Source organism: Micromonospora sp. CNZ299 (assembly GCF_002754415.1).
Map to the genome: position 1 here is coordinate 6761027 of NZ_PEFG01000001.1, position 19669 is coordinate 6780695.

General features: G+C 72.5%; 17 protein-coding genes. 10 read left to right on the top strand and 7 right to left on the bottom strand.

Translation table 11 applies throughout. The features are described from left to right. The first annotated feature begins 33 nt into the window (after positions 1–33). The gene (gene trpD / locus CLT68_RS30480) at positions 34–1092 is read left to right on the top strand and encodes an anthranilate phosphoribosyltransferase (protein WP_099856130.1); all 1059 of its coding nucleotides are present in this window, start codon (positions 34–36) and stop codon (positions 1090–1092) included. Positions 1093–1353: 261 nt separating this feature from the next. Continuing rightward, the gene (locus CLT68_RS30485; RefSeq protein WP_099856132.1) at positions 1354–1563 is read left to right on the top strand and encodes a hypothetical protein; all 210 of its coding nucleotides are present in this window, start codon (positions 1354–1356) and stop codon (positions 1561–1563) included. A 115-nt stretch (positions 1564–1678) separates the two neighbouring features. On the opposite strand, the gene CLT68_RS30490 is transcribed toward CLT68_RS30485, so the two are convergent. Together CLT68_RS30490 and ctaC are read right to left on the bottom strand one after the other, a co-directional pair. Beyond that, positions 1679–2104 carry a cytochrome c oxidase subunit 4 gene (locus CLT68_RS30490; RefSeq protein WP_088949458.1) on the bottom strand — a complete coding sequence of 142 codons (426 nt, stop codon included), beginning with the start codon at positions 2102–2104 and terminating at the stop codon, positions 1679–1681. 9 nt (positions 2105–2113) lie between these two features. Continuing rightward, a complete protein-coding gene (gene ctaC / locus CLT68_RS30495) occupies positions 2114–3085 on the bottom strand; it encodes an aa3-type cytochrome oxidase subunit II (protein WP_099856134.1) in 972 nt (323 codons plus the stop codon). Between the two features lie 171 nt (positions 3086–3256). Between ctaC and CLT68_RS30500 the strand changes: the two genes are divergently transcribed. Beyond that, entirely contained in the window at positions 3257–4408 is a 1152-nt protein-coding gene (locus CLT68_RS30500; protein WP_099856137.1) for an aminotransferase class V-fold PLP-dependent enzyme, read from the top strand. Next, the gene (locus CLT68_RS30505; RefSeq protein ID WP_088949461.1) at positions 4405–4638 is read left to right on the top strand and encodes a sulfurtransferase TusA family protein; all 234 of its coding nucleotides are present in this window, start codon (positions 4405–4407) and stop codon (positions 4636–4638) included. The genes CLT68_RS30500 and CLT68_RS30505 overlap by 4 nt, the downstream gene beginning before the upstream one ends. Before the next feature lie 147 nt (positions 4639–4785). Here the strand turns inward: CLT68_RS30505 and CLT68_RS30510 are convergent, their stop codons facing one another. The 3 genes from CLT68_RS30510 to CLT68_RS30520 all read right to left on the bottom strand — a co-directional run bounded on the left by CLT68_RS30510 (position 4786) and on the right by CLT68_RS30520 (position 7665). Then, positions 4786–5763, bottom strand: a complete 978-nt coding sequence (locus CLT68_RS30510; RefSeq protein ID WP_088949462.1) for a carbohydrate kinase family protein — start codon at positions 5761–5763, stop codon at positions 4786–4788. Positions 5764–5962: 199 nt separating this feature from the next. After that, a complete protein-coding gene (gene erpA, locus CLT68_RS30515) occupies positions 5963–6355 on the bottom strand; it encodes an iron-sulfur cluster insertion protein ErpA (RefSeq protein ID WP_088949463.1) in 393 nt (130 codons plus the stop codon). A gap of 170 nt (positions 6356–6525) precedes the next feature. Next, entirely contained in the window at positions 6526–7665 is a 1140-nt protein-coding gene (locus tag CLT68_RS30520; protein ID WP_099856139.1) for a glycerate kinase family protein, read from the bottom strand. Positions 7666–7732: 67 nt separating this feature from the next. On the opposite strand from CLT68_RS30520, the gene nadA reads away from it, so the two are divergent. The 6 genes from nadA to CLT68_RS30560 all read left to right on the top strand — a co-directional run bounded on the left by nadA (position 7733) and on the right by CLT68_RS30560 (position 18434). Further along, positions 7733–8932: a quinolinate synthase NadA gene (gene nadA / locus CLT68_RS30525; protein ID WP_099857817.1), complete on the top strand. Its 1200-nt coding sequence runs from the start codon at positions 7733–7735 to the stop codon at positions 8930–8932. 213 nt (positions 8933–9145) lie between these two features. Next, positions 9146–10501 carry a UDP-N-acetylglucosamine 1-carboxyvinyltransferase gene (murA, locus tag CLT68_RS30530; protein WP_099856141.1) on the top strand — a complete coding sequence of 452 codons (1356 nt, stop codon included), beginning with the start codon at positions 9146–9148 and terminating at the stop codon, positions 10499–10501. Positions 10502–10614: 113 nt separating this feature from the next. Then, positions 10615–11208: a DUF3043 domain-containing protein gene (locus tag CLT68_RS30535; RefSeq protein WP_088949466.1), complete on the top strand. Its 594-nt coding sequence runs from the start codon at positions 10615–10617 to the stop codon at positions 11206–11208. A 193-nt stretch (positions 11209–11401) separates the two neighbouring features. Then, on the top strand, positions 11402–11962 hold the full coding sequence (locus tag CLT68_RS30540) for an XRE family transcriptional regulator (protein ID WP_099856143.1): 561 nt from the start codon (positions 11402–11404) through the stop codon (positions 11960–11962). 386 nt (positions 11963–12348) lie between these two features. Beyond that, positions 12349–17391 (top strand): WG repeat-containing protein, encoded by a 5043-nt coding sequence (locus CLT68_RS33585; protein ID WP_486482385.1) that lies wholly within the window; start codon positions 12349–12351, stop codon positions 17389–17391. Between the two features lie 44 nt (positions 17392–17435). Beyond that, positions 17436–18434, top strand: a complete 999-nt coding sequence (locus tag CLT68_RS30560) for an aldo/keto reductase family protein (RefSeq protein WP_099856148.1) — start codon at positions 17436–17438, stop codon at positions 18432–18434. A 98-nt stretch (positions 18435–18532) separates the two neighbouring features. On the opposite strand, the gene CLT68_RS30565 is transcribed toward CLT68_RS30560, so the two are convergent. Continuing rightward, entirely contained in the window at positions 18533–19333 is an 801-nt protein-coding gene (locus tag CLT68_RS30565; RefSeq protein ID WP_099856150.1) for a site-2 protease family protein, read from the bottom strand. Beyond that, positions 19333–19533 (bottom strand): hypothetical protein, encoded by a 201-nt coding sequence (locus CLT68_RS30570; protein WP_088949470.1) that lies wholly within the window; start codon positions 19531–19533, stop codon positions 19333–19335. The genes CLT68_RS30565 and CLT68_RS30570 overlap by 1 nt, the downstream gene beginning before the upstream one ends. Between the last annotated feature and the right edge of the window lie 136 nt (positions 19534–19669).

Sequence of the window (19669 nt, forward strand, 5' to 3'; positions counted from 1 at the left end):
CCACCCGCACTTCGCACGCTCGGGAGGCCCGTCATGGGCGATCGGACCTGGCCGCACCTGCTCAACTCGCTGCTGCGCGGCGACGAGCTGTCCACCGCCGACACCGCCTGGGCGATGGGCGAGATCATGGCCGGCTCGGCGGGTGCCGCGCAGGTCGCCGGCTTCGCGGTGGCGTTGCGGGCCAAGGGTGAGACGTCCGCCGAGTTGGCCGGGCTGGTGGAGACGATGCTGAGCCGGGCGGTCCCGGTGGACCTCCCCGACGAGCTGCGTTCCACCGCGCTGGACGTGGTGGGCACCGGCGGTGACCTCGCCCACACGGTCAACATCTCCACGATGGCCGCCCTCGTGGTGGCGGGTGCCGGCGTCCGGGTGGTCAAGCACGGCAACCGGGCCGCGTCGTCCTCCTGCGGCACCGCCGACCTGTTGGAGTTCATGGGTGTCCCACTCGACCTCGATCCGGACGCGATCGTCCGCTGCGTCACCGAGGCCGGCATCGGGTTCTGCTTCGCGGCCCGGTTCCACCCGGGGATGCGGCACACCGGCCCGGTTCGACGGGAGCTGGGCGTGCCGACCGTCTTCAACTTCCTCGGCCCGCTTACCAACCCGGCCCGGCCCCGCGCGGGCGCCGTGGGCTGCTTCGACCTGCGGATGGCCCCGGTGATGGCCGGTGTGTTCGCCGACCGTGGTGACTCCGTCCTGGTGATGCGCGGCGAGGACGGGCTGGACGAGTTCACCACCGCCGCGCCGACCCGCGTCTGGGCGGCCCAGGGAGGGACCGTACGCGAGGCCGTGCTGGACGCGACGGACCTGGGTGTCCCCAGGTCCACCCTCGCGGACCTGCGGGGCGGTGACGCCGCGTACAACGCGGATGTGGCCCGTCGCCTGCTGGCTGGCGAGACGGGCCCGGTCCGGGACGCGGTGCTGGTCAACGCGGCGGCGGCGCTGGCCACCCAGGGCCCGCTCGACGGCGACCTGACCGAGGCGTTGCGCGCCGGCCTGGACCGCGCGGCCGAGTCGATCGACTCCGGTGCGGCCGCCGTGACCCTCGACCGCTGGATCGCCACCGCGACCGCCACTGCCACCGTGGCCTGACCTCGGCGTCGCCGCTCGGCGGCGAGGGCCTGGATCGACTCGGGTTCCTTGACACTGCGGCGTCCGAGCCGCCCGGACACCCCGATGCCAATGATGTCGAGTGGATCACCCTGGCGGCACCAACGGCAGGGGGTCCCAGCGACGGGCCACGGGAGATTTGTCGGACCCGCGTGGGAAACTACAGGCGAGTAGTTATCCGATTCCGTCCGTGCGCCGCTGTCGCGTTCGGGGGCGGGTCGCCTGGTTCGAGAGGAGACGCCCGTGTCGCACCGCGAGCTGTACTGCGACGTCTGTGAGGGCGTGGCACCGTTCGAGGTGCCGCCCTGCGTCGACGGTCACGACGCCGACTGTCCTGAGCTCATCTGCACCGGCTGCGGTGCCGCCGTGGTGCTGGTCACCGCGATCGCCGTTCCGGTCACCCAGCTGGCCGGCCGTCGACGTCGCCAGCCCACCCGCCGCCACGCCGCCTGACCCACGGCGCCGCCAGACACGCAGTGCCGTCCGGCCTCCCGCACGACGAAAGGCCCGCTCCCCACTCGGGGAACGGGCCTTCGTCACGCAGGTCGGTCGCGAGCGACCGGGTGGATCAGTGCTCGGCGGTGCGCCGGGTGCCGCTGTAGTACTCGAACAGCAGCCCGCAGGCGGAGAAGACGACAGCCACCAGACCGGCGCCGATCAGCCAGTACTGCCAGAACACCATGCCGAGCGCGGCGATCGCGGCGGCCAGCGCCAGGCCGAACGGCCAGTAGCTGCCCGGGCTGAAGAAGCCGACCTCGCCGGCGCCGTCAGCGATCTCGGCGTCCGGGCGGTCCTCCGGGCGCAGGTCGATACGCCGGGAGACGAACCAGAAGAAGCCACCGCACATCGTGCAGAGCAGGAACGACAGCAGCAGGGCCACAGTGCCGACCCACTCGATGCCACCGGACGCGCCGTTGGTCCAGGCGCCGTAGAGGATGGTGGCGCCGAGCAGGAACGCGGCAATGATCAGGAAGATACGCCACTCGGTCTTCATATGGCTGCCTCAGCTTCCCGTGCGGGCCGGAACGTCGTCCGGGTTGAAGTTGCCCTGCGTCCGGCGGGTGTCGAACGGCCGCGTGGTCTCCGCGTACGGCTGCTCACCGATCTCGGTCAGCGCGTCCTGCGTGGACTTGCCGCCCTGCTTGGCCGCCAGGAACTGGTCGTACTTCTCCGGCGACACCACCCGCAGCTCGAAGTTCATGAACGCGTGGTAGCTGCCGCACAGCTCGGCGCAGCGCCCGACGTAGGCGCCCTCGGCGTCCAGGCTCGAGACCTCGAACACGTTGCGGATCTTGCCCGGCATGACGTCCCGCTTGAACAGCAGCTCCGGCACCCAGAACGAGTGGATGACGTCGCGGCTGGTCTCCTCGAACCGGATGGACCGGTTGGTCGGCAGCACCAGCACCGGGATGACCTCACTGGTGCCGAGCGTCGACGCGGTGGTGCGGGCCTCCGGGCCCTGGCCGTCGCGGTAGTTGAACTGCCAGTTCCACTTGAAGGCGACAACCTCGACCGTGACGTCCGGGTTCTTCGACAACTTGTCGACGTCGGTCTGCACGATCGCCGTGTAGTAGAAGAGCACGGAGACGATCAGGATCGGCGCGATGGTGTAGAGGAACTCCATCGGCAGGTTGTAGCGGGTCTGCACCGGCAGCGTGTTGCCACGCTTGCGGTAGCGCACGACGCACCAGAAGATCAAACCCCACACGAAGACACCGACCGCGAGCGCGGCGATGCAGGAGGCGATCCACAGGTCGTACATCCGCTTCGACTCCGGCGAGATGCCGCCCTGCGGCCAGCCGAAGCCGTCAAACGCCTGCCCTACGTCACAGCCCGTGAGCAGGACCAGCAGCGCCACGCCACCGAGACCGAGCCCGGCCAACCGACCAGCACCACGCCCCCGGCGGCCACCGACCCCTGGGGAAGCGCTGTGCCGTACGGCCGACGGCCGTACCTCCGAACTCCTTGCGACCACCTGGTCCTGCCTCCCTAGCGCGCCGCGGTGGGTCTTTCCTCAGCACCGACGGCAAAGGCGTCACCGACGGTCGCAGATTACTCGACCATGACGGAGTCGGCCGTGGTGGGGTCACTGTCCACCCCCCATTGGGGGGATGATGGGCATACCACCGCGATAGCGTGTCGATCTGTGAGCGCATCCTCGGTCTACCTGGACGCGGCGACCGCCGCGCCGATGCATCCGGTCGCGCGGCAGGCGCTGCTGGCCGCCTTCGACGACGGCTGGGCCGACCCGGGCAAGCTCTACAGCCAGGCCCGCCGGGCACGGCAACTGCTCGACGCCGCCCGCGAGGCCACCGCGCTGACGCTCGGCGTCCGCGCGGACGAGGTGTCCTTCACCCCCAGCGGTACGACCGCAGCTCACGGCGCGGTGCTCGGTGGCCTGGCGGGGCGCCACCGGGTCGGGTCGACGCTGGTGCACTCGGCGATCGAGCACTCGGCGGTGCTGCACGCGGCGGAGCGGCACGTGGCGGCGGGTGGGACCGCGACCAGTGTGCCGGTCGACCGGGTCGGTCGGCTGGACGTGACCTCGTGGTCGGCCGCCGTTCGCGCACCCGGTGTCGCGCTGGCCGCTCTGATCACAGCCAGTCACGAGGTGGGGACCGTGCAACCGGTCGCCGAGGCGGCCGCGATCTGCGCCGAGGCGGGGGTGCCGCTGTACGTCGACGCCGCCCAGTCGGTCGGCCGGGTGCCCCTGCCGGCCGGCTGGTCGGTGCTCAGCGCGAGCGCCCACAAGTGGGGCGGTCCGCCCGGGGTGGGGGTGCTGGCGGTCCGTAAGGGCACCCGCTGGGAGTCACCCTGGCCGGCCGACGAGCGGGAGGGTGGTCGTACCCCCGGGGTGGTGAACCTGCCCGCGGTGGTGGCGGCGGCGGCGAGCCTGCGGGCCGCGGCGGCCGACGCGGCGGCGGAGGCGGCCCGGCTGGACCCGCTGGTGGACCGGATCCGGACGCGGGTCGCGGCGGACGTGCCCGACGTGGAGGTGGTCGGCGACCCGGTGCTCCGGCTCCCCCACCTGGTCACCTTCTCGTGCCTGTACGTCGACGGTGAGGCGCTGCTGCACGCACTGGACCGGCGGGGCTTCGCCGTGTCGTCCGGCTCGTCGTGCACGTCGTCCACGTTGCGTCCCTCGCACGTGCTGGAGGCGATGGGGGTGCTCTCGCACGGCAACGTGCGGGTCAGCCTGCACCGGGAGACGACCGAGGCGGACGTCGAGCGGTTCCTCGACGAACTGCCCGGGATCGTCGCCGAGCTGCGCGCCGACGCCGGGGTGGTGGGGCTGTGACGATGCCGGACGAGGTCATCGACTGCCGGGGGCAGCGCTGCCCGCTGCCCGTGATCGCGGCGGCCCGGCGGTTGCCACAGCTGCCGGTGGGCACTGTGGTCCGGGTGCTCGCCGACGACCCGGCGGCGGCGGTCGACCTTCCCGCCTGGTGCCGGATGCGCGGCCAGGAGTTCCTCGGGTCGGTCAAGGGCCCGGACGGCCCGGCCTACGACATCCGCCGCCGCCACTGACCCCGCTTCATTCGTCGATCCAGATCAGCCTCAGTCGACGGCCCGGCCGGGCAAAGGGCCGCCCCGTTCGTGATCGTTGGCTGCTGAGCAGCAGTTCGCTCGGCCTGTCGTGCTGCCCAGCTGCCAACGATCACAGGAGGCAACGAGCTATGGCAGGAGGTGGGGGCGGACCTCGTCCGCCGCGGTGTCACCGTAGGACTCGGCGAGCCGCTTGACGAACAGGTCGCGGCGGACGTCGTACTCCTGGGTGCCGACCGTCTCCAGGACCAGCGTGGCCAGCAACGAGCCGACCTGGGCGGCCCGCTCCAGGCCGACCCCCCAGGAGAGCGCGGTGAAGAAGCCGGCCCGGAAGCCGTCCCCCACCCCGGTCGGGTCGACCGCCCGGATCTCCCGCGCGATCGGCACGTGGATCGGGTCGATGCCCCGTCCGGCGATCTCCACACCGTGCTTGCCAAGCGTGGTGACCCGCACCTTGACCAGGTCCAGCAGCTGGTCGTCGCTCAGCTTCGCCTTGCTCTGCAGCAGCGACTTCTCGTAGTCGTTGGTCATCAGGAACTCGGCGCCCTCGATCAGCGCCACCACGTCCTCGCCGCCCATCCGGGCGAGCTGCTGCGACGGGTCGGCGGCGAACGCGTACCCGCGGGTCCGGCACTCGGCCGAGTGCCGGAGCATCGCCTCGGGGTCGTTGGCGCTGACCAGCACCAGGTCCAGTCCGCCGAGCCGGTCGGCGACCGGGGCGAGCTCGATGTTGCGCGCCTCACTCATCGCACCGGCGTAGAACGACGCGATCTGGCACATGTCCGTGTCGGTGGTGCAGACGAACCGGGCGGTGTGCGCCACCTCGCTGATGTGCACGGAGTCGCAGTCCACGCCGTGGCGCTCCAGCCAGGAGCGGTAGTCGGCGAAGTCCGCCCCCACAGCGCCGAGCAGCACCGGGCTCAGACCGAGCTGCCCCATGCCGAAGCAGATGTTCGCCGCCACGCCACCTCGGCGGAGCACCAGGTCGTCCACCAGGAAGGAGAGGGACACCTTGTGCAGCTGATCGGCGATGAGCTGGTCGGCGAAGCGGCCGGGGAAGCTCATCAGGTGATCGGTGGCGATCGAGCCGGTGACGGCGATCTTCATGTCAACCCTCGGGGTCGGGAGCAGGGCGCGGTCAGACTACCGGCCCGGCAACCCGGCGGTGACCGGTCGGTCGGACAACGGCAACCGGCCCGTCACGAAAGCGTCGGGACCGCTCCCAGGCGGCATCACGCCCGGGCCGGAACGACGACGGGGCCGTCCCGAAGGACGGCCCCGTCGTCGTTGGTGCGTGGTGCGTGACTCAGTTGAACGAGTCACCGCAGGCGCAGGAGCTGCCCGCGTTGGGGTTGTCGATGGTGAAGCCCTGGGCGTCGATCCGGTCGGCGAAGTCGATCGTCGCGCCGGAGAGGTACGGGGCGCTCATCCGGTCGACGACGACCTCGACACCACCGAAGTCGGTGACGACATCACCGTCGAGCGAGCGCTCGTCAAAGAAGAGCTGGTACCGCAGGCCGGAGCAGCCGCCCGGCTGCACGGCGACGCGGAGCCGCAGGTCATCGCGGCCCTCCTGCTCGATCAGGGCCTTGACCTTCTGCGCCGCGACGTCGGTGAGGACGACGGAAGTAGGGGCCTGGGCCTCGACGGAAGTAGGGGCCTGGGCCTCGGTCGACTCGGTCTGCGCTGGCGTGGTCACGTGGAAGTCTCCCTGCGCGGTTTTGGGTCCGGACGCACTGGCCAACGCCGCGCGCCGTCCAGTGATTCCCGGTTGTGGTCCTCCGCCGATCGTACGCCGCCTCGGCCGGGTGCACCCGCGTGGCGTGACGCCCGCCCCAGGTGGACCCGGTCGTCAGGCGGCCGGAACGCTCAGCGGCTCCACTGCCGGGCCAGTCGGGCGCCCAGCTCGCGCAGCCCCTCGGCGGGCCGGCTCAGCGCGGCGTCGAGCCCGCCGCCCGCTTCCCCACCGAAGTGCTCGACCAGGCTGTACGCGTCGGTGACCCCGGCCGAGGCGGCCTCTCGCCGGCCGGTGCTCACCTGCCCGGCCACCACCACGCAGGGCACACCCCGGTCGCGGGCGGCACCGGCCACCCCGGCGACCACCTTGCCGCGCAGCGACTGGTGGTCGAACGACCCCTCGCCGGTGATCACCAGGTCCGCGGTGTCCAGCGCCGCGTCCAGCCGGGTGGCCCGGGTGACCAGGCCGATCCCCGACTCGCAGCCGCCGCCGAGGGCGAGGAGCGCCGCGCCAATGCCGCCGGCGGCGCCGCCCCCGGGCATCGTGCCGAGCCCCGCCGGGCAGCCGGCCAGATCGCGTTCCAGCACCGCCGCGAAGCGCTCCAACGCGGCGTCGAGCAGCAGCACGTCGGCGCGGTCGGCGCCCTTCTGCGGGCCGAACACGTTGCTCGCGCCGTGCAGACCGAGCAGCGGGTTGTCCACGTCGGTGGCCGCGACGAGCCGGACGCCACGCAGCCGGGGCACGCCGTCCACCGCGTCGACAGCGGCGAGCGCAGCCCCGCCGTACGGCAGCGCGGCACCACCGGCGTCGAGCGGTGTGACACCGAGCGCGGCGAGCATCCCCGCCCCGGCGTCGTTGGTGCCCGAACCACCCAGCCCGATCACCACCGTCCGGGCGCCGCTCTCCACAGCGGCGGCCACCAGCACCCCCAGCCCGTACGAGGTGGTGGTCTTCGGGTCGCGCTCGTCCGGAGAGAGCAGGTGCAGACCACACGCCTGGGCGCTCTCCAGGTAGGCGGTCGCGCCGTCGGTGGTGAGCAGGATCTCACCGGCGGCCGGACGGCCCAGCGGGTCGACCGTCGGCACCGGCACCCGCCGGCCGCCGAGCGCTTCGGCGAGCACCTCCACGAAGCCCGGACCCCCGTCGGCGAGCGGTCGGATCAGCAGGTCGTCACCATCGGTGACGGTGCGCCAGCCGGCGGCCACCGCGGCGGCCACCTCCGGTGCGGGCAGGGTGCCGGCGAACTTGTCCGGGCAGAGCAGCACGCGCATGCCGAGCAGTGTGGCAGCCCACACCGACGGAAGCTGCGTCGCGCTCGCGCTGTGGGACCATGGCTACGTGACTTCGACCTGGGTGGAACCCTCCAACACGGCGACGGCTCTGCTGCTGCTCGGCCGGGGCAGCGACCCCGACACCGAGCGCGGCGTCGAGTGTCCGGGCGACCTTCCGGCGCCCAGCGACCCGGATCTGGTGGCCCGCGCCACGGCCGCGAAGGCGAAGCTGGGCAGCAAGGTCTTCGTGCTGGGGCACCACTACCAGCGCGACGAGGTGATCCAGTTCGCCGACGTGACCGGTGACTCGTTCAAGCTGGCCCGGGAGGCCGCGGCCCGTCCGGACGCGGAATACATCCTCTTCTGCGGCGTGCACTTCATGGCCGAGAGCGCCGACATCCTCACCACCGACGCGCAGCGGGTGATCCTGCCCGACCTGGCGGCGGGCTGCTCGATGGCGGACATGGCGGTTCTGGGCCAGGTCGAGGCCGCGTGGGACACGCTGACCGAGCTGGGCATCGCCGGCGAGACCGTCCCGGTGACGTACATGAACTCCTCGGCCGACATCAAGGGCTTCGTCGGTCGCAACGGCGGCGTGGTCTGCACCTCCTCCAACGCCAAGCGCGCCCTGGACTGGGCGTTCGAGCAGGGGTCGAAGGTGTTCTTCCTGCCCGACCAGCACCTGGGCCGCAACACGGCGGTGCTGGAGATGGGCCTGTCGTTGGACGACTGCGTGCTCTACGACCCGCACAAGCCCGGCGGCGGGCTCACCCCGGAGCAGCTGCGCGACGCCAAGATGATCCTCTGGCGGGGGCACTGCTCGGTGCACGGCCGGTTCACGCTGGAGAGCGTCAACGACGTCCGGGAGCGGGTGCCCGGCGTCAACGTCCTGGTCCACCCGGAGTGCCGGCACGAGGTGGTCACCGCCTCCGACCACGTGGGCTCGACCGAATACATCATCAAGACCATCGAGGCGGCTCCGGCTGGCTCGGCCTGGGCGCTCGGCACCGAGCTGAACCTGGTCCGCCGGCTCGCGCTGGCGCACCCGGACAAGCAGATCATGTTCCTGGACAAGGCCGTCTGCTACTGCTCGACGATGAACCGGATCGACCTGCCGCACCTGGTCTGGGCCCTTGAGGAGCTGGTCGCGGGCCGGGTCGTCAACCAGATCACGGTCGACCCCGACACCGCGCACCACGCCCGGGTCGCGCTGGACCAGATGCTCGCGCTGCCCGGCGCGGACACCCCGCCACCGACGGCGTCCTGATCACGATCTGTAGCGCTCTTGGTACGCAAAAGTGCCGGATCACCGATTAATGCCACACACGCCGATGTGACCGAGTCCTTTTTCGTCACGGAGGGCTATGCTGCCCGGAGCGAAGAGACAGGCGGGCCGTTTCGACATGGCCGCATCCGGGGTAGCGAGAAGGCTCAGGCGCCCCACCAATAACACTGCAGCACCGACGCGCTGGAGGTTGCGTTGACCGACGACGTCCTGGTCGTTCACGGAGGCACTCCGCTCGAAGGGCGGATCCGCGTGCGCGGCGCGAAGAACCTGGTTTCGAAGGCGATGGTCGCCGCGCTCCTCGGCGACAGCCCGAGCCGACTGTTCGACGTGCCGAAGATCCGCGACGTCGAGGTGGTCCGGGGTCTGCTCGGTCTGCACGGCGTCAAGGTCACCGACGGCGCCGAGGACGGCGAGCTCGTCTTCGACCCGGCGAACGTGGAGAGCGCCAGCACCGACCAGATCAACGTGCACGCCGGTTCCAGCCGGATCCCGATCCTGTTCTGCGGCCCGCTGCTGCACCGACTCGGGCACGCGTTCATCCCGGACCTGGGCGGCTGCCACATCGGCCCGCGCCCGATCGACTTCCACCTCCAGGCGCTGCGCGAGTTCGGCGCCACTGTCGAGAAGCGGCCCGAGGGTCTGCACCTGTCCGCGCCGAACGGGCTGCACGGCACCAAGTTCGCCCTGCCGTACCCGAGCGTCGGCGCCACCGAGCAGGTGCTGCTGACCGCGGTGATGGCCGAGGGCGTCACGGAGCTGCGTAACGCCGCGGTGGAGCCGGAGATCATCGACCTGATCTGCATCCTGCAGAAGATGGGCGCGATCATCAAGGTCCACACCGACCGGGTGATCGAGATCCAGGGTGTGCCGAAGCTGCACGGCTACACCCACCGGCCGATCCCCGACCGGATCGAGGCGGCGAGCTGGGCGGCCGCCGCCCTGGCCACCCGTGGCCACGTCGAGGTGCTCGGCGCTCAGCAGGCCGACATGATGACCTTCCTGAACATCTTCCGATCGGTCGGCGGCGAGTACGAGGTCACCGACGCGCGCGCGCCGAAACTGGGCGACCTCGGCCAGGAGGGCGGCATCCGCTTCTGGCACCCGGGCGGTGAGCTGAACGCGGTGGCGCTGGAGACCGACGTGCACCCCGGCTTCATGACCGACTGGCAGCAGCCACTGGTCGTGGCGCTCACCCAGGCCCGCGGCCTGTCGATCGTGCACGAGACGGTCTACGAGCAGCGGCTGGGCTACACCGAGGCGCTCAACTCGATGGGCGCCAACATCCAGGTCTACCGCGACTGCCTCGGCGGCACCCCGTGCCGCTTCGGCCGGCGCAACTTCAAGCACTCCGCGGTGATCGCCGGGCCGAGCAAGCTGCACGCCGCCGACCTGGTCATCCCGGACCTGCGCGCCGGGTTCAGCCACCTGATCGCGGCGCTCGCCGCCGAGGGCACCTCCCGGGTGTACGGCGTCGACCTGATCAACCGGGGCTACGAGGACTTCGAGGCGAAGCTCGCCGACCTGGGCGCGCACGCCGAACGTCCGTAACCCCGCTCACCCATCGTTCGACCACGACGGCTCCAGGTTGCGCTGCGACCTGGAGCCGTCGGCCGCTGTACCGCGATGTGCACCGGGCGCGGACCGTTGGCTACCCTTGCCGCGTGCCGTCGCTCTTTCGCCGCAAGTCCACCGACCTCGTCGACGAGGCCGTCACCTCGGTGACCCCCGAGGAGACCGCCGAGCGGTCCCGGGGTTACACCCCTGCCAAGGGTCGGGAGACGCCCAAGCGGCCGACCGTCGGTCGCCGTCCGGCCGGCCCCAGCCGCCCCCTCACCAAGGAGGAGGAGCGGGAGCGTCGCCGCCAACTGCGCGCCGAGGCCGCCTCGGAGTTCCGCCGTGAGGGCGGCCCCCGCGACCGTGGCCCGGAGCGGCTGTTGGCCCGCAACGTGGTCGACTCCCGGCGTACGGTCGGCACCTGGTTCTTCGGCGGCGCGCTGATCGTGCTGATCGGGTCGAACGCGGCCATGCCGCCCCTGGTCCGGTTGATCTCGAACGTGCTCTGGGGCGCGCTGGCGCTGGGCGTGGTCATCGACTCGATCCTGATCTGCCGCAAGATCAGCAAGCTGGTCCGCGAACGCTTCCCGAAGACCGACCAGCGCATGGGCTCGCTCTACCTCTACGCGGTCATGCGGTCGATCACCTTCCGGCGCATGCGCGCCCCGGCTCCCCAGGTCAAGCTCGGCGACAAGGTCTGACCGGGTCGGCCCCAGGGTCACCCACGCACTGGACAAGATCCGCACAACATCAGGGATGACGCTGCCTCCGGCACACCGGAGGGAGCACTTTCCCCGAAGTTGTGCGGTTCCTGCTTGAGGACGGGTCTGGTTCAGCATGCTGAACAGCTGATGCTGTTCGCCGAACCGAACGTTGATCCAGTGGAGCGACCGTATGCCTCCGGAACCCGCGGCCCCGCTGGCCACCATCGCCGCCGCCCTCCGCCGGGAGCGCGAACGCGTCGGCATCTCGCTCACCGAGCTGGCCCGGCGGGCGGGGGTCGCCGAGTCCACGCTCTCCCAACTGGAATCGGGCACCGGCAACCCGAGCGTGGAGACGCTCTGGGCTCTGGGCGTGGCACTCGGCGTCCCGTTCAGCCGGCTGGTGGAGCCGACCAACGACGGCGTACGGGTGGTCCGGGCAGGGGACGGTCCTCGGGTCCGCTCCGAGCGGGCCGACTTCACCGGCACGCTGCTCAGCGCGGGCGAGGCACACCTGCGCCGGGACGTCTACCTGATCGAGCTGGAACCGGGCGCGATCCGCGCCGCGGACGGGCACACTCCCCACAGTGTCGAACACGTGGTGCTCGCCGCCGGCCGCCTGCGGGTGGGCCCCGAGACGGCTCCGGTCGAACTCGGCCCCGGCGACTACGCCACCTTCCCCGGTGATGCACCGCACCGCTACGAGGCGCTCACGCCCGGCACGTTCGCCGTCCTCATCATGGAGCACCCCTGACCGAAGCCGGTGATCCCGCCCGATACGGGCGGTCGGCCAGTGCGGTAAGGTCGGAGACCAGATTCTGTTATAGGACCAAATGTCCGAAACCATTGGGATAACGTTTGCGCCCGTGGGCGGCGCCACAGTGGCGGTGAGCGAGCCCACGCCGTTACCCTCCATCGGCAGCCACGGGCTGCCGGAGCGGGCGATCTGACCGGCACGCGAGGCACCAGCGCGACAATTTGCAACGAGGTGACAAACGCCGTGAGCGAGCGGACGCGAGCTGGCCACCGGGGCGTGGCAGGCGGCGACCGGACGCCCGGAGGTCACCCCGCTGCGGCTGCGGACAGCTCGCCTCTGTCGAGGATCGGCCGAGTGGCCGGGTGTGGCGACGGGCTCGGCGGATGAACGGCCGTTACGACGACCGGTGGCCAGACCCGAACGAGCCGTCCTGGGTGGTCGAACCGACCACCGAGTGGCACCCCCAGTTCCCCGGCCAGCGCTACCCCGGCGACATCGGCGCCATCCACCAGCCGTCACCGCGTGGCCGCGCCACTGTGAGCGGCCGAGCCGAGGTGCCGCCGCTGGCACCGACCCGCCCGGACGGCACCTACCTCGGCCGTTCCTGGGCCGACGAACCGCCGGCGGAACAGGCGCCCCCCAACCGCTCCTGGGTGGACGAGGGGCCGGACGAGACACCGACCTACGGCCGGGCCCGCAGCGAGGTCGACGCGTCCGCCTACGGGCGGTCCGACAGCGCCGACTCCCGTCACTACGACCACGAGCCGTACCGCAGGCCCCTGCCCGAGCCACCTCGGCGCGACGAGCGCCGCACCTCCGAGTCGGACCGCCGTACCGCCTGGTCCGACCGACGCCCCGCCGACGAGCGGGGGCCGGCGCGGGAGGCCGCCTGGCACCGCGACCAGCCCGCCTCCGAGCGGTACGACGGCCGCCGCCCGCAGCACGACCCCAGCGAGCGGGATCGGGGGTACCCGGGCGGAACCCCGGTCTCCCCCGCGCCCCGGTCCGACTCCGGCTGGATGCCCGAGCCGGACGACTCACCGCGTCGACGCGGCATGCAGGAGCGACCGGCCGCCGGCTACGAACGGCACCCCGGCGACGGGTACGGCGAACGACCCACCCGTGACCACAACGGCCGCACTGCCGACGACCACCTCCCCGACGCATCCGACCCGTGGGCGTCCGCGGACGCCCACCAGCGGTACCGCTCGGATGGATACCCGGACCGGACGGCCGACGACGTTCGACGCCCGGAGCGGCGTTACCGCGCGGACGAGGGCGTCGAGGCGGCACAGGCACAGGCACCCAACGGTGGACGACGGCGACGACCCGAGCCGGAGATGCCCGAGCAGCCCCGCCGCGACGACGACCGGCGTCGGCCCGACACCGAGCCGCAACGGCAGCAGCCTCGTGAGGCGGCAGCCCGCGCCGAGTCGTACCCGGATCGGCGCCCCCGCGAGGAGGCCCGACCGGACGCCTACCGCGAGGACGGGTATCGAGAGCACGGGCCACGCGAGCACGCGCCACGCGAGGACGGGTACCGCGAGCATGCGCCGCGCGAGCACGGGCCGCGCGAGCACGCGCCACGCGAGGACGGGTACCGCGAGGACGGGCCACGCGAGAACGGGTACCGCCAGCCTCGGCCGCAGCCCAGCCAACCGCCGGACGGCAGCCTGCCCTGGCCACCGCCGGGTCCGCTGCGTCCGGACCGCACCCGCGAGCAGAGCCACCGCACCGAGCCGCGCCGCGCCGCGGAGCCGCATCGTGCCCCCGACCCACACCGCGCCCCCGAACCACACCGCGCCCCCGAACCACACCGCAGCCCCGACCCGTATCGCGGCGCCGACCCGGGCGTCCCGTCGCGGCCGGCCGCTCGGCCGGAGCGGCCGCCGGTCCCGCCGTCGCGCCCGGACAAGCGCCCGGAGGCCACCCCCTCCCGGTACGACCAGCGCCCCGCACGTCCCGCCGCGACGGCTCCACCGGTCACGTCGGGTCGCGCCACGCCGGTCTCCCCGGAACGACCGGTGTCGCCAGCGCCCGTTTCTCCGGCTGCGCCCGGTCGGGATCGCCCGGTGTCGCCAGCGCCCGTCTCCCCCGCCGCGCCCGGTCGGGACCGCCCGGTGTCGGCAGCCCCGGTCTCCCCCGCCGCCGACCTGCCCGTCTCGGGTCCACCTGCCGCACGCCTACGGCTGGAGTACCTGCCCGCGCCGGTGGACCCACCCGTCTCCGACGAGCGGTCGGACGCCCCGCTGTCACCTGAGCGCCGAACGCCGGCCGACCCGACGCCGGCTGCCGGGCCACACCCCGCCCCGCCGCCGCGTTACCCCGGTCCGGACGTCGGGGACCGCCCGGTGGACCAGCGGCGCGGCGAGGACCTGGACCGTCGACGGGTCGACGACCCGGTGGACACCGGCGCGCCGACCGACCGCCGGCCGGTCCCGCCGGAGCGCCCCCACTCGCCGGCCCAGACGGGCTCGCCGGAGCGCCCCCACTCGCCGGCCCAGACGGGCTCGCCGGAGCACCCGCACTCGCCGGAGCGCCCGCACTCGCCGCAGTGGCCTTCCTCGTCCGAGCAGCAGGCCCCCACGGCGGACGCCCGCCCGCCGGTCGCGGCACCGCCCGCCTGGCAGGTGCAGGCACCGCCGGCCACCCGGCCGGCCCCGACACCACCCACCCCTGCCACCCCGATCCCTGCCACCCCGATCCCTGCCACGCCGAGCTCAGCCACCCCGCCCCCTGCGGCCCCGGCGCCCTCCGTGGAGGACGTCGACCTGGCGCTCCCACTGGCCCCCGGCACACCGCGCCGCTACGTGCCCCCGCCGCCCTCGGAAGAGCCGGTGGCGCCCGTTCGGCAGTCCGACGAGGTCTCGGCCGCCCGTGGGCCGGACGCGTGGTTCAGCCCCGCTCAGCAGGCCGAGCCCGAGCACAGCGAGGCGCCACCGTCGTCCGCCTCGGTCGACGAGGAGTCGGACGACAACCTCGATCTCTCGGCGTCGGCCACGACAGACCGGGACCCGTCGACACCCACATCCCTCGCTCACGACGCTCAGTCCCGCGAGCCCTCAGTCGGGTCGACCTCGGCCGACCTCCCGGAGCCGATCTCCGCGCCACCCACGGACCCGGCCACCGGTGCCACCCACACGTGGGCGGACGACCCAGACGACACACCGTCGGCCGCCGAGCTGGATTCGCTGGAGGGCGACCGGCCGGTCTCCGGCATCCCTGCCACGACGCTGCCGCATTACCAGCACGAGGACGTCGCCACTCGTCCCACCGAGGACACCGCCCCGATAGAGCACGACCCGACGGACGAGGCCGCGACACACGACCATTCGGGGTACGCGCCGGACGGTCAAAGCAGCACAGGACCGACGGACGTGTCGGCGGCCGACGACTGGTCGTTCCCCGTTGTGCCGCCGTCCCGACCCGAGACAGCTGACGGCGGCGCGCACGAACCCGTCTCGGCACCGCCGGTTTCGGCCCCACCGGTCTCCGCACCGCCCGCAACCCCGGTCTCCGCGCCACCGGCCTTCGCGCCACCTGTGTCCGGGCCACCTGTGTCCGCACCGCCGGTCGCCACGACACCCGTATCCGCACCACCCGCACCCTCGACCTTCGCGCCACCTGTGTCCGCGCCACCGGTCGCCTCAGCACCCGTATCCGCACCCCCCGCGCCGGTCTCCGCGCCGCCCGCACCACCGGTCTCCGCGCCCCCGGTCTCGGCACCACCGGTCTCGGCACCGCCCGCGTCACCGTTCGCTGCGGCGCCCGTGTCCGCGCCGCCCGCGCCGGCAGAACCGACCTTCCTGGCGCCGGTGTCCGCACCGCCCGCGTCGATGCCACCGCCCGACGCGGCGCCCGTCTCCGAAGGGCCGACCTCCCCCGCGCCCATGCCGGCAGCGCCCGTCTCCGCGCCACCCGCTTCGACGATGCCGACGTCCGCGCCACCCGTCTCCGCGCCACCTGCATTCGCGCCACCCGTCTCCGCGCCACCCATGCCGATGTCCGCGCCACCCGCCTCGGCCGTCCCCGGTCCGAGGAACGGCTTCAGCGGGGACAGCGCGCCGGTGTCCGCACCACCCGCCGCACCACCCGCGGACACCGCGCCGGCGGTGGCCCGCCCGTCGCTGGCCGACCCGGGCGACCCGGAGCAGGTCCTGGCCGCGTACCGCTGGCGGTTGGACCCGGTGACGCTGCGCGAGGAGCTGACCGAACCGGACGACCTGCGGGCCATTCGGCGGCGACTGACCGAGAAGCTGGGCTCGGCGAACGACAACCGCGCCCGGGCCCGGTTGCTGAGCCTCCGGGCGGTGGCCTCGCGGATCCTCGGCGACCTGGACGACGCGCTGGCCGATGGTCGGCTCGCCCTCACCTACGCCGAAGCCACGGGCGAGCTGCGCCGGACCGCGCTGGCCCAGGCCCGGTTGGCGCACGTCCTGCGCTGGCGCGGCAACTTTGCCGAGGCCGACCAGCTCTTCGCCCAGGCCAACTCGATCGAGCTTCCCGACCGGTTGCGGGCGGCGCTGCACGAGCACGCCGGGCGGTCGTGTTACGACCAGGGACGGCTCATGGAGGCCTGCGAGCACTTCGAGCAGGCACTCAACCTGCGCGGCGCCGGCGACGCCGAACTGCTGCACCGGGTCCGGGTGGCCCTCGACGCGGTCAGCGTCCGGGCCACGGCGGACGGCTTCGGGCCGTACCCCCGGGGTCGGGACGAGGTGCTCGACCGTGACCGACCCCCGGCGCCGGAACGCGACGGGTCGCTGTGGGGTTACACCGGCCAGGACGGCGAGATGGTCATCCCCGCCCGGTACGCCGAGGCACAGCCGTTCCACGACGGGTTGGCCTGGGTCCGCCGGCCGGACACCGACCGGTGGTCGTTGATCAACCTGCTCGGTACGACGGTGATCCCCCCGTCCTACCGGGCGGCGCACCCGTTCAGCGACGGCCTGGCCTGGGTGGTCGGTGAGGGCGGATGGTCGGCGATCGACGCGACCGGCACGGTGCAGGTGCCGCCCAACTTCGCCGAGGTACGACCGTTCCGCCGCGGGTTGGCCGCGGTACGTCGCGAGGGGTGGGGCGCGGTCGACCGGACCGGCCGGATCGTCGTGCCGACCCGCTACCACGGGTTCGTCACCGAGTTGGCCGACGGCCAGCAGGTCGACGGTTTCACCGACGAGGGGCTCGCCGTGGTCGACGTGGCGGGCCGGCGCGGTGTGGTGGACCGCACCAATGCGGTGCTGGTGCCGCCGACGCACCCGATGCTGGTCATCCACCCGGTGGCGTTCCTGTTCGGCAACGAGACCGGGCGGTGGGGTGCGCTGGACCGGCGCGGCCTGCCACTGATCGACCCGGTGCACCGCGATCGCGACGAGGTGCTGGAGGAGATCGACCGGCTACTGACCGACGCCAATCCGGTGCTCTGAGTGGCCGGTCGACGGTCGTGATCCACCGGAGTTAGGGTCGGTACATGGAATTCCGACACCTGGGCCGTTCCGGCCTGATGGTCAGCGAGATCTCGTACGGCAACTGGATCACCCACGGTTCACAGGTCGAGGAGGACGCGGCCTTCGCCTGCGTCCAGGCCGCACTCGACGCGGGAATCACCACCTTCGACACGGCCGACGTGTACGCCGGCACCCGGGCCGAGGACGTGCTCGGTCGAGCGTTGCAGAACGAGCGCCGCGAAGGGCTGGAGATCTTCACCAAGGTCTACTGGCCGACCGGGCCCGGCCGCAACGACCGTGGCCTCTCCCGCAAGCACATCATGGAGTCGATCAACGGCTCGCTGCGGCGGCTGCGCACCGACTACGTGGATCTCTACCAGGCCCACCGGTACGACAGCAGCACGCCGCTGGAAGAGACGATGGAGGCGTTCGCCGACGTCGTGCACTCCGGCAAGGCGCACTACATCGGCGTCTCCGAGTGGAGCGCCGCGCAACTGCGCGCCGCGCACCCGCTCGCCCGGGAGCTGCACATCCCGCTGGTCTCCAACCAGCCACAATATTCGATGCTCTGGCGGGTCATCGAGGCCGAGGTCGTGCCGGCCAGCGAGGAGCTGGGCATCGGGCAGATCGTCTGGTCGCCGATGGCGCAGGGCGTGCTCTCCGGCAAGTACCTGCCGGGGCAGCCGCCGCCGGCCGGTTCCCGCGCGACCGACGAGAAGTCCGGCGCGGGCTTCATCTCCCGGTTCATGAACGACGACGTGCTGACCCGGGTGCAGCAGCTCAAGCCGATCGCCGAGCAGGCCGGGCTGAGCATGGCCCAGCTCGCGGTGGCGTGGGTCCTGCAGAACCCGACCGTCTCGTCGGCGATCATCGGCGCGTCGCGTCCCGAGCAGGTGCACGACAACGTGAAGGCGGCCGGGGTCAAGCTCGACTCCGCACTGCTCAAGGCGATCGACGAGATCGTGGAGCCGGTCACCGAGCGGGACCCGTCGAAGACCGAGTCCCCCGCGCAGCGTCCCTGACGCCGCTCCCGGGTCGGCCGACGCGAGAGGTTCGCACCGGCCGGCCCGGTCAGCTCAGCCCGTTGCCAGGCCTGGTCAGCTCAGCCCTGCCGGTCAGCTCAGCCCTGCCAGAAGCGGATCAGGTCCAGGCCGGTGGCGTAGAGCCAGGACGGCAGACCCAGGGCGTCGCCGACCGCGAAGACCCCGTCGAAGAACCAGCCGCCGATGCGCGGGTTCCACAGCAGCGCGAAGAGCAGGATGAAGCCGTACGGCGCGAACAGGTCGTACATCTTGCGCCACTGCGGGTTGAGCCACGGCTGGATCATGTTGCCGCCGTCCAGACCCGGCACCGGCAGCAGGTTGAGCACGCTCGCGGTGATCTGCAGGAAGGCGAGCAGCGCCACCCCGGCCCAGAACTCCACCGGGCCACCCGCCGACTGGGTGCCGATCCGCACGGCCGCCACCAGCACCAGCGCGAACACCACGTTGGTCGCCGGGCCGGCGAGGCTGACCAGGGTGTGCCGCAGTCGACCCGGGATCGAATGCCGGTCCACCCAGACCGCGCCGCCGGGCAGGCCGATGCCGCCGAGCAGCACCACCACCACCGGCAACACGATCGACAGCAGCGGGTGCGTGTACTTCAACGGGTTGAGCGTCAGATAGCCCCGGTGGGCGATGTCCCGGTCGCCAGCCCGGTAGGCGACCACCGCGTGGGCGTACTCGTGCAGGCAGAGCGACACCAACCAACCGGACACCACGAAGAGGAACACGTTGAACCGGGCATTGCCGTACCCGTTCCAGGCCAGCACCCCGCCGGCCGCGAAGAGAGCGACCAGGCCGAGAAAGACCGGGCTGGGCCGGAAGGCCGCCTTGGGCACGCCGAGAACCAGCCCGTCGGCACCCGGCCGGTCGTGGGCCATCACTCGGCCGTGGGCAGCAGGCTCATCCGGTAGTCCACCCGGTCGTCCTCCATCAGCGCGACCGAGGTGACGCCGGACGCCGCGAGCTCCCGCCAGGTCTGACCGATCCAGGATTCGGCGTCGGCCTGGCTGCCGAACGATTCCGCCGGCCCTTCGACCGTCTGACCGTCCGTGCCCTCGTACCGCCAGCTCCACGCCATCTGCGCGTCTCCCCTCGCCGCTGAGTCCCGCCGGGACGAACCTTCGCGCAAGCGTAGTCGGCCACGCCGACGGCCGGACCGCGCGGAGGTTCCACCGCGCCTACCTGAGGGTATGCCGGCGGCATCGGCACGGAAC

Coding starts and splice junctions, on each gene's coding strand:
- trpD (WP_099856130.1), top strand. CDS start 34: ATGGGCGATCGGACCTGGCCGCACCTGCTCAACTCGCTGCTGCGCGGC.
- CLT68_RS30490 (WP_088949458.1), bottom strand. CDS start 2,104: ATGAAGACCGAGTGGCGTATCTTCCTGATCATTGCCGCGTTCCTGCTC.
- CLT68_RS30510 (WP_088949462.1), bottom strand. CDS start 5,763: ATGAAGATCGCCGTCACCGGCTCGATCGCCACCGATCACCTGATGAGC.
- CLT68_RS30520 (WP_099856139.1), bottom strand. CDS start 7,665: ATGCGCGTGCTGCTCTGCCCGGACAAGTTCGCCGGCACCCTGCCCGCA.
- CLT68_RS30540 (WP_099856143.1), top strand. CDS start 11,402: ATGCCTCCGGAACCCGCGGCCCCGCTGGCCACCATCGCCGCCGCCCTC.
- CLT68_RS33585 (WP_486482385.1), top strand. CDS start 12,349: ATGAACGGCCGTTACGACGACCGGTGGCCAGACCCGAACGAGCCGTCC.
- CLT68_RS30560 (WP_099856148.1), top strand. CDS start 17,436: ATGGAATTCCGACACCTGGGCCGTTCCGGCCTGATGGTCAGCGAGATC.
- CLT68_RS30565 (WP_099856150.1), bottom strand. CDS start 19,333: ATGGCCCACGACCGGCCGGGTGCCGACGGGCTGGTTCTCGGCGTGCCC.
- CLT68_RS30570 (WP_088949470.1), bottom strand. CDS start 19,533: ATGGCGTGGAGCTGGCGGTACGAGGGCACGGACGGTCAGACGGTCGAA.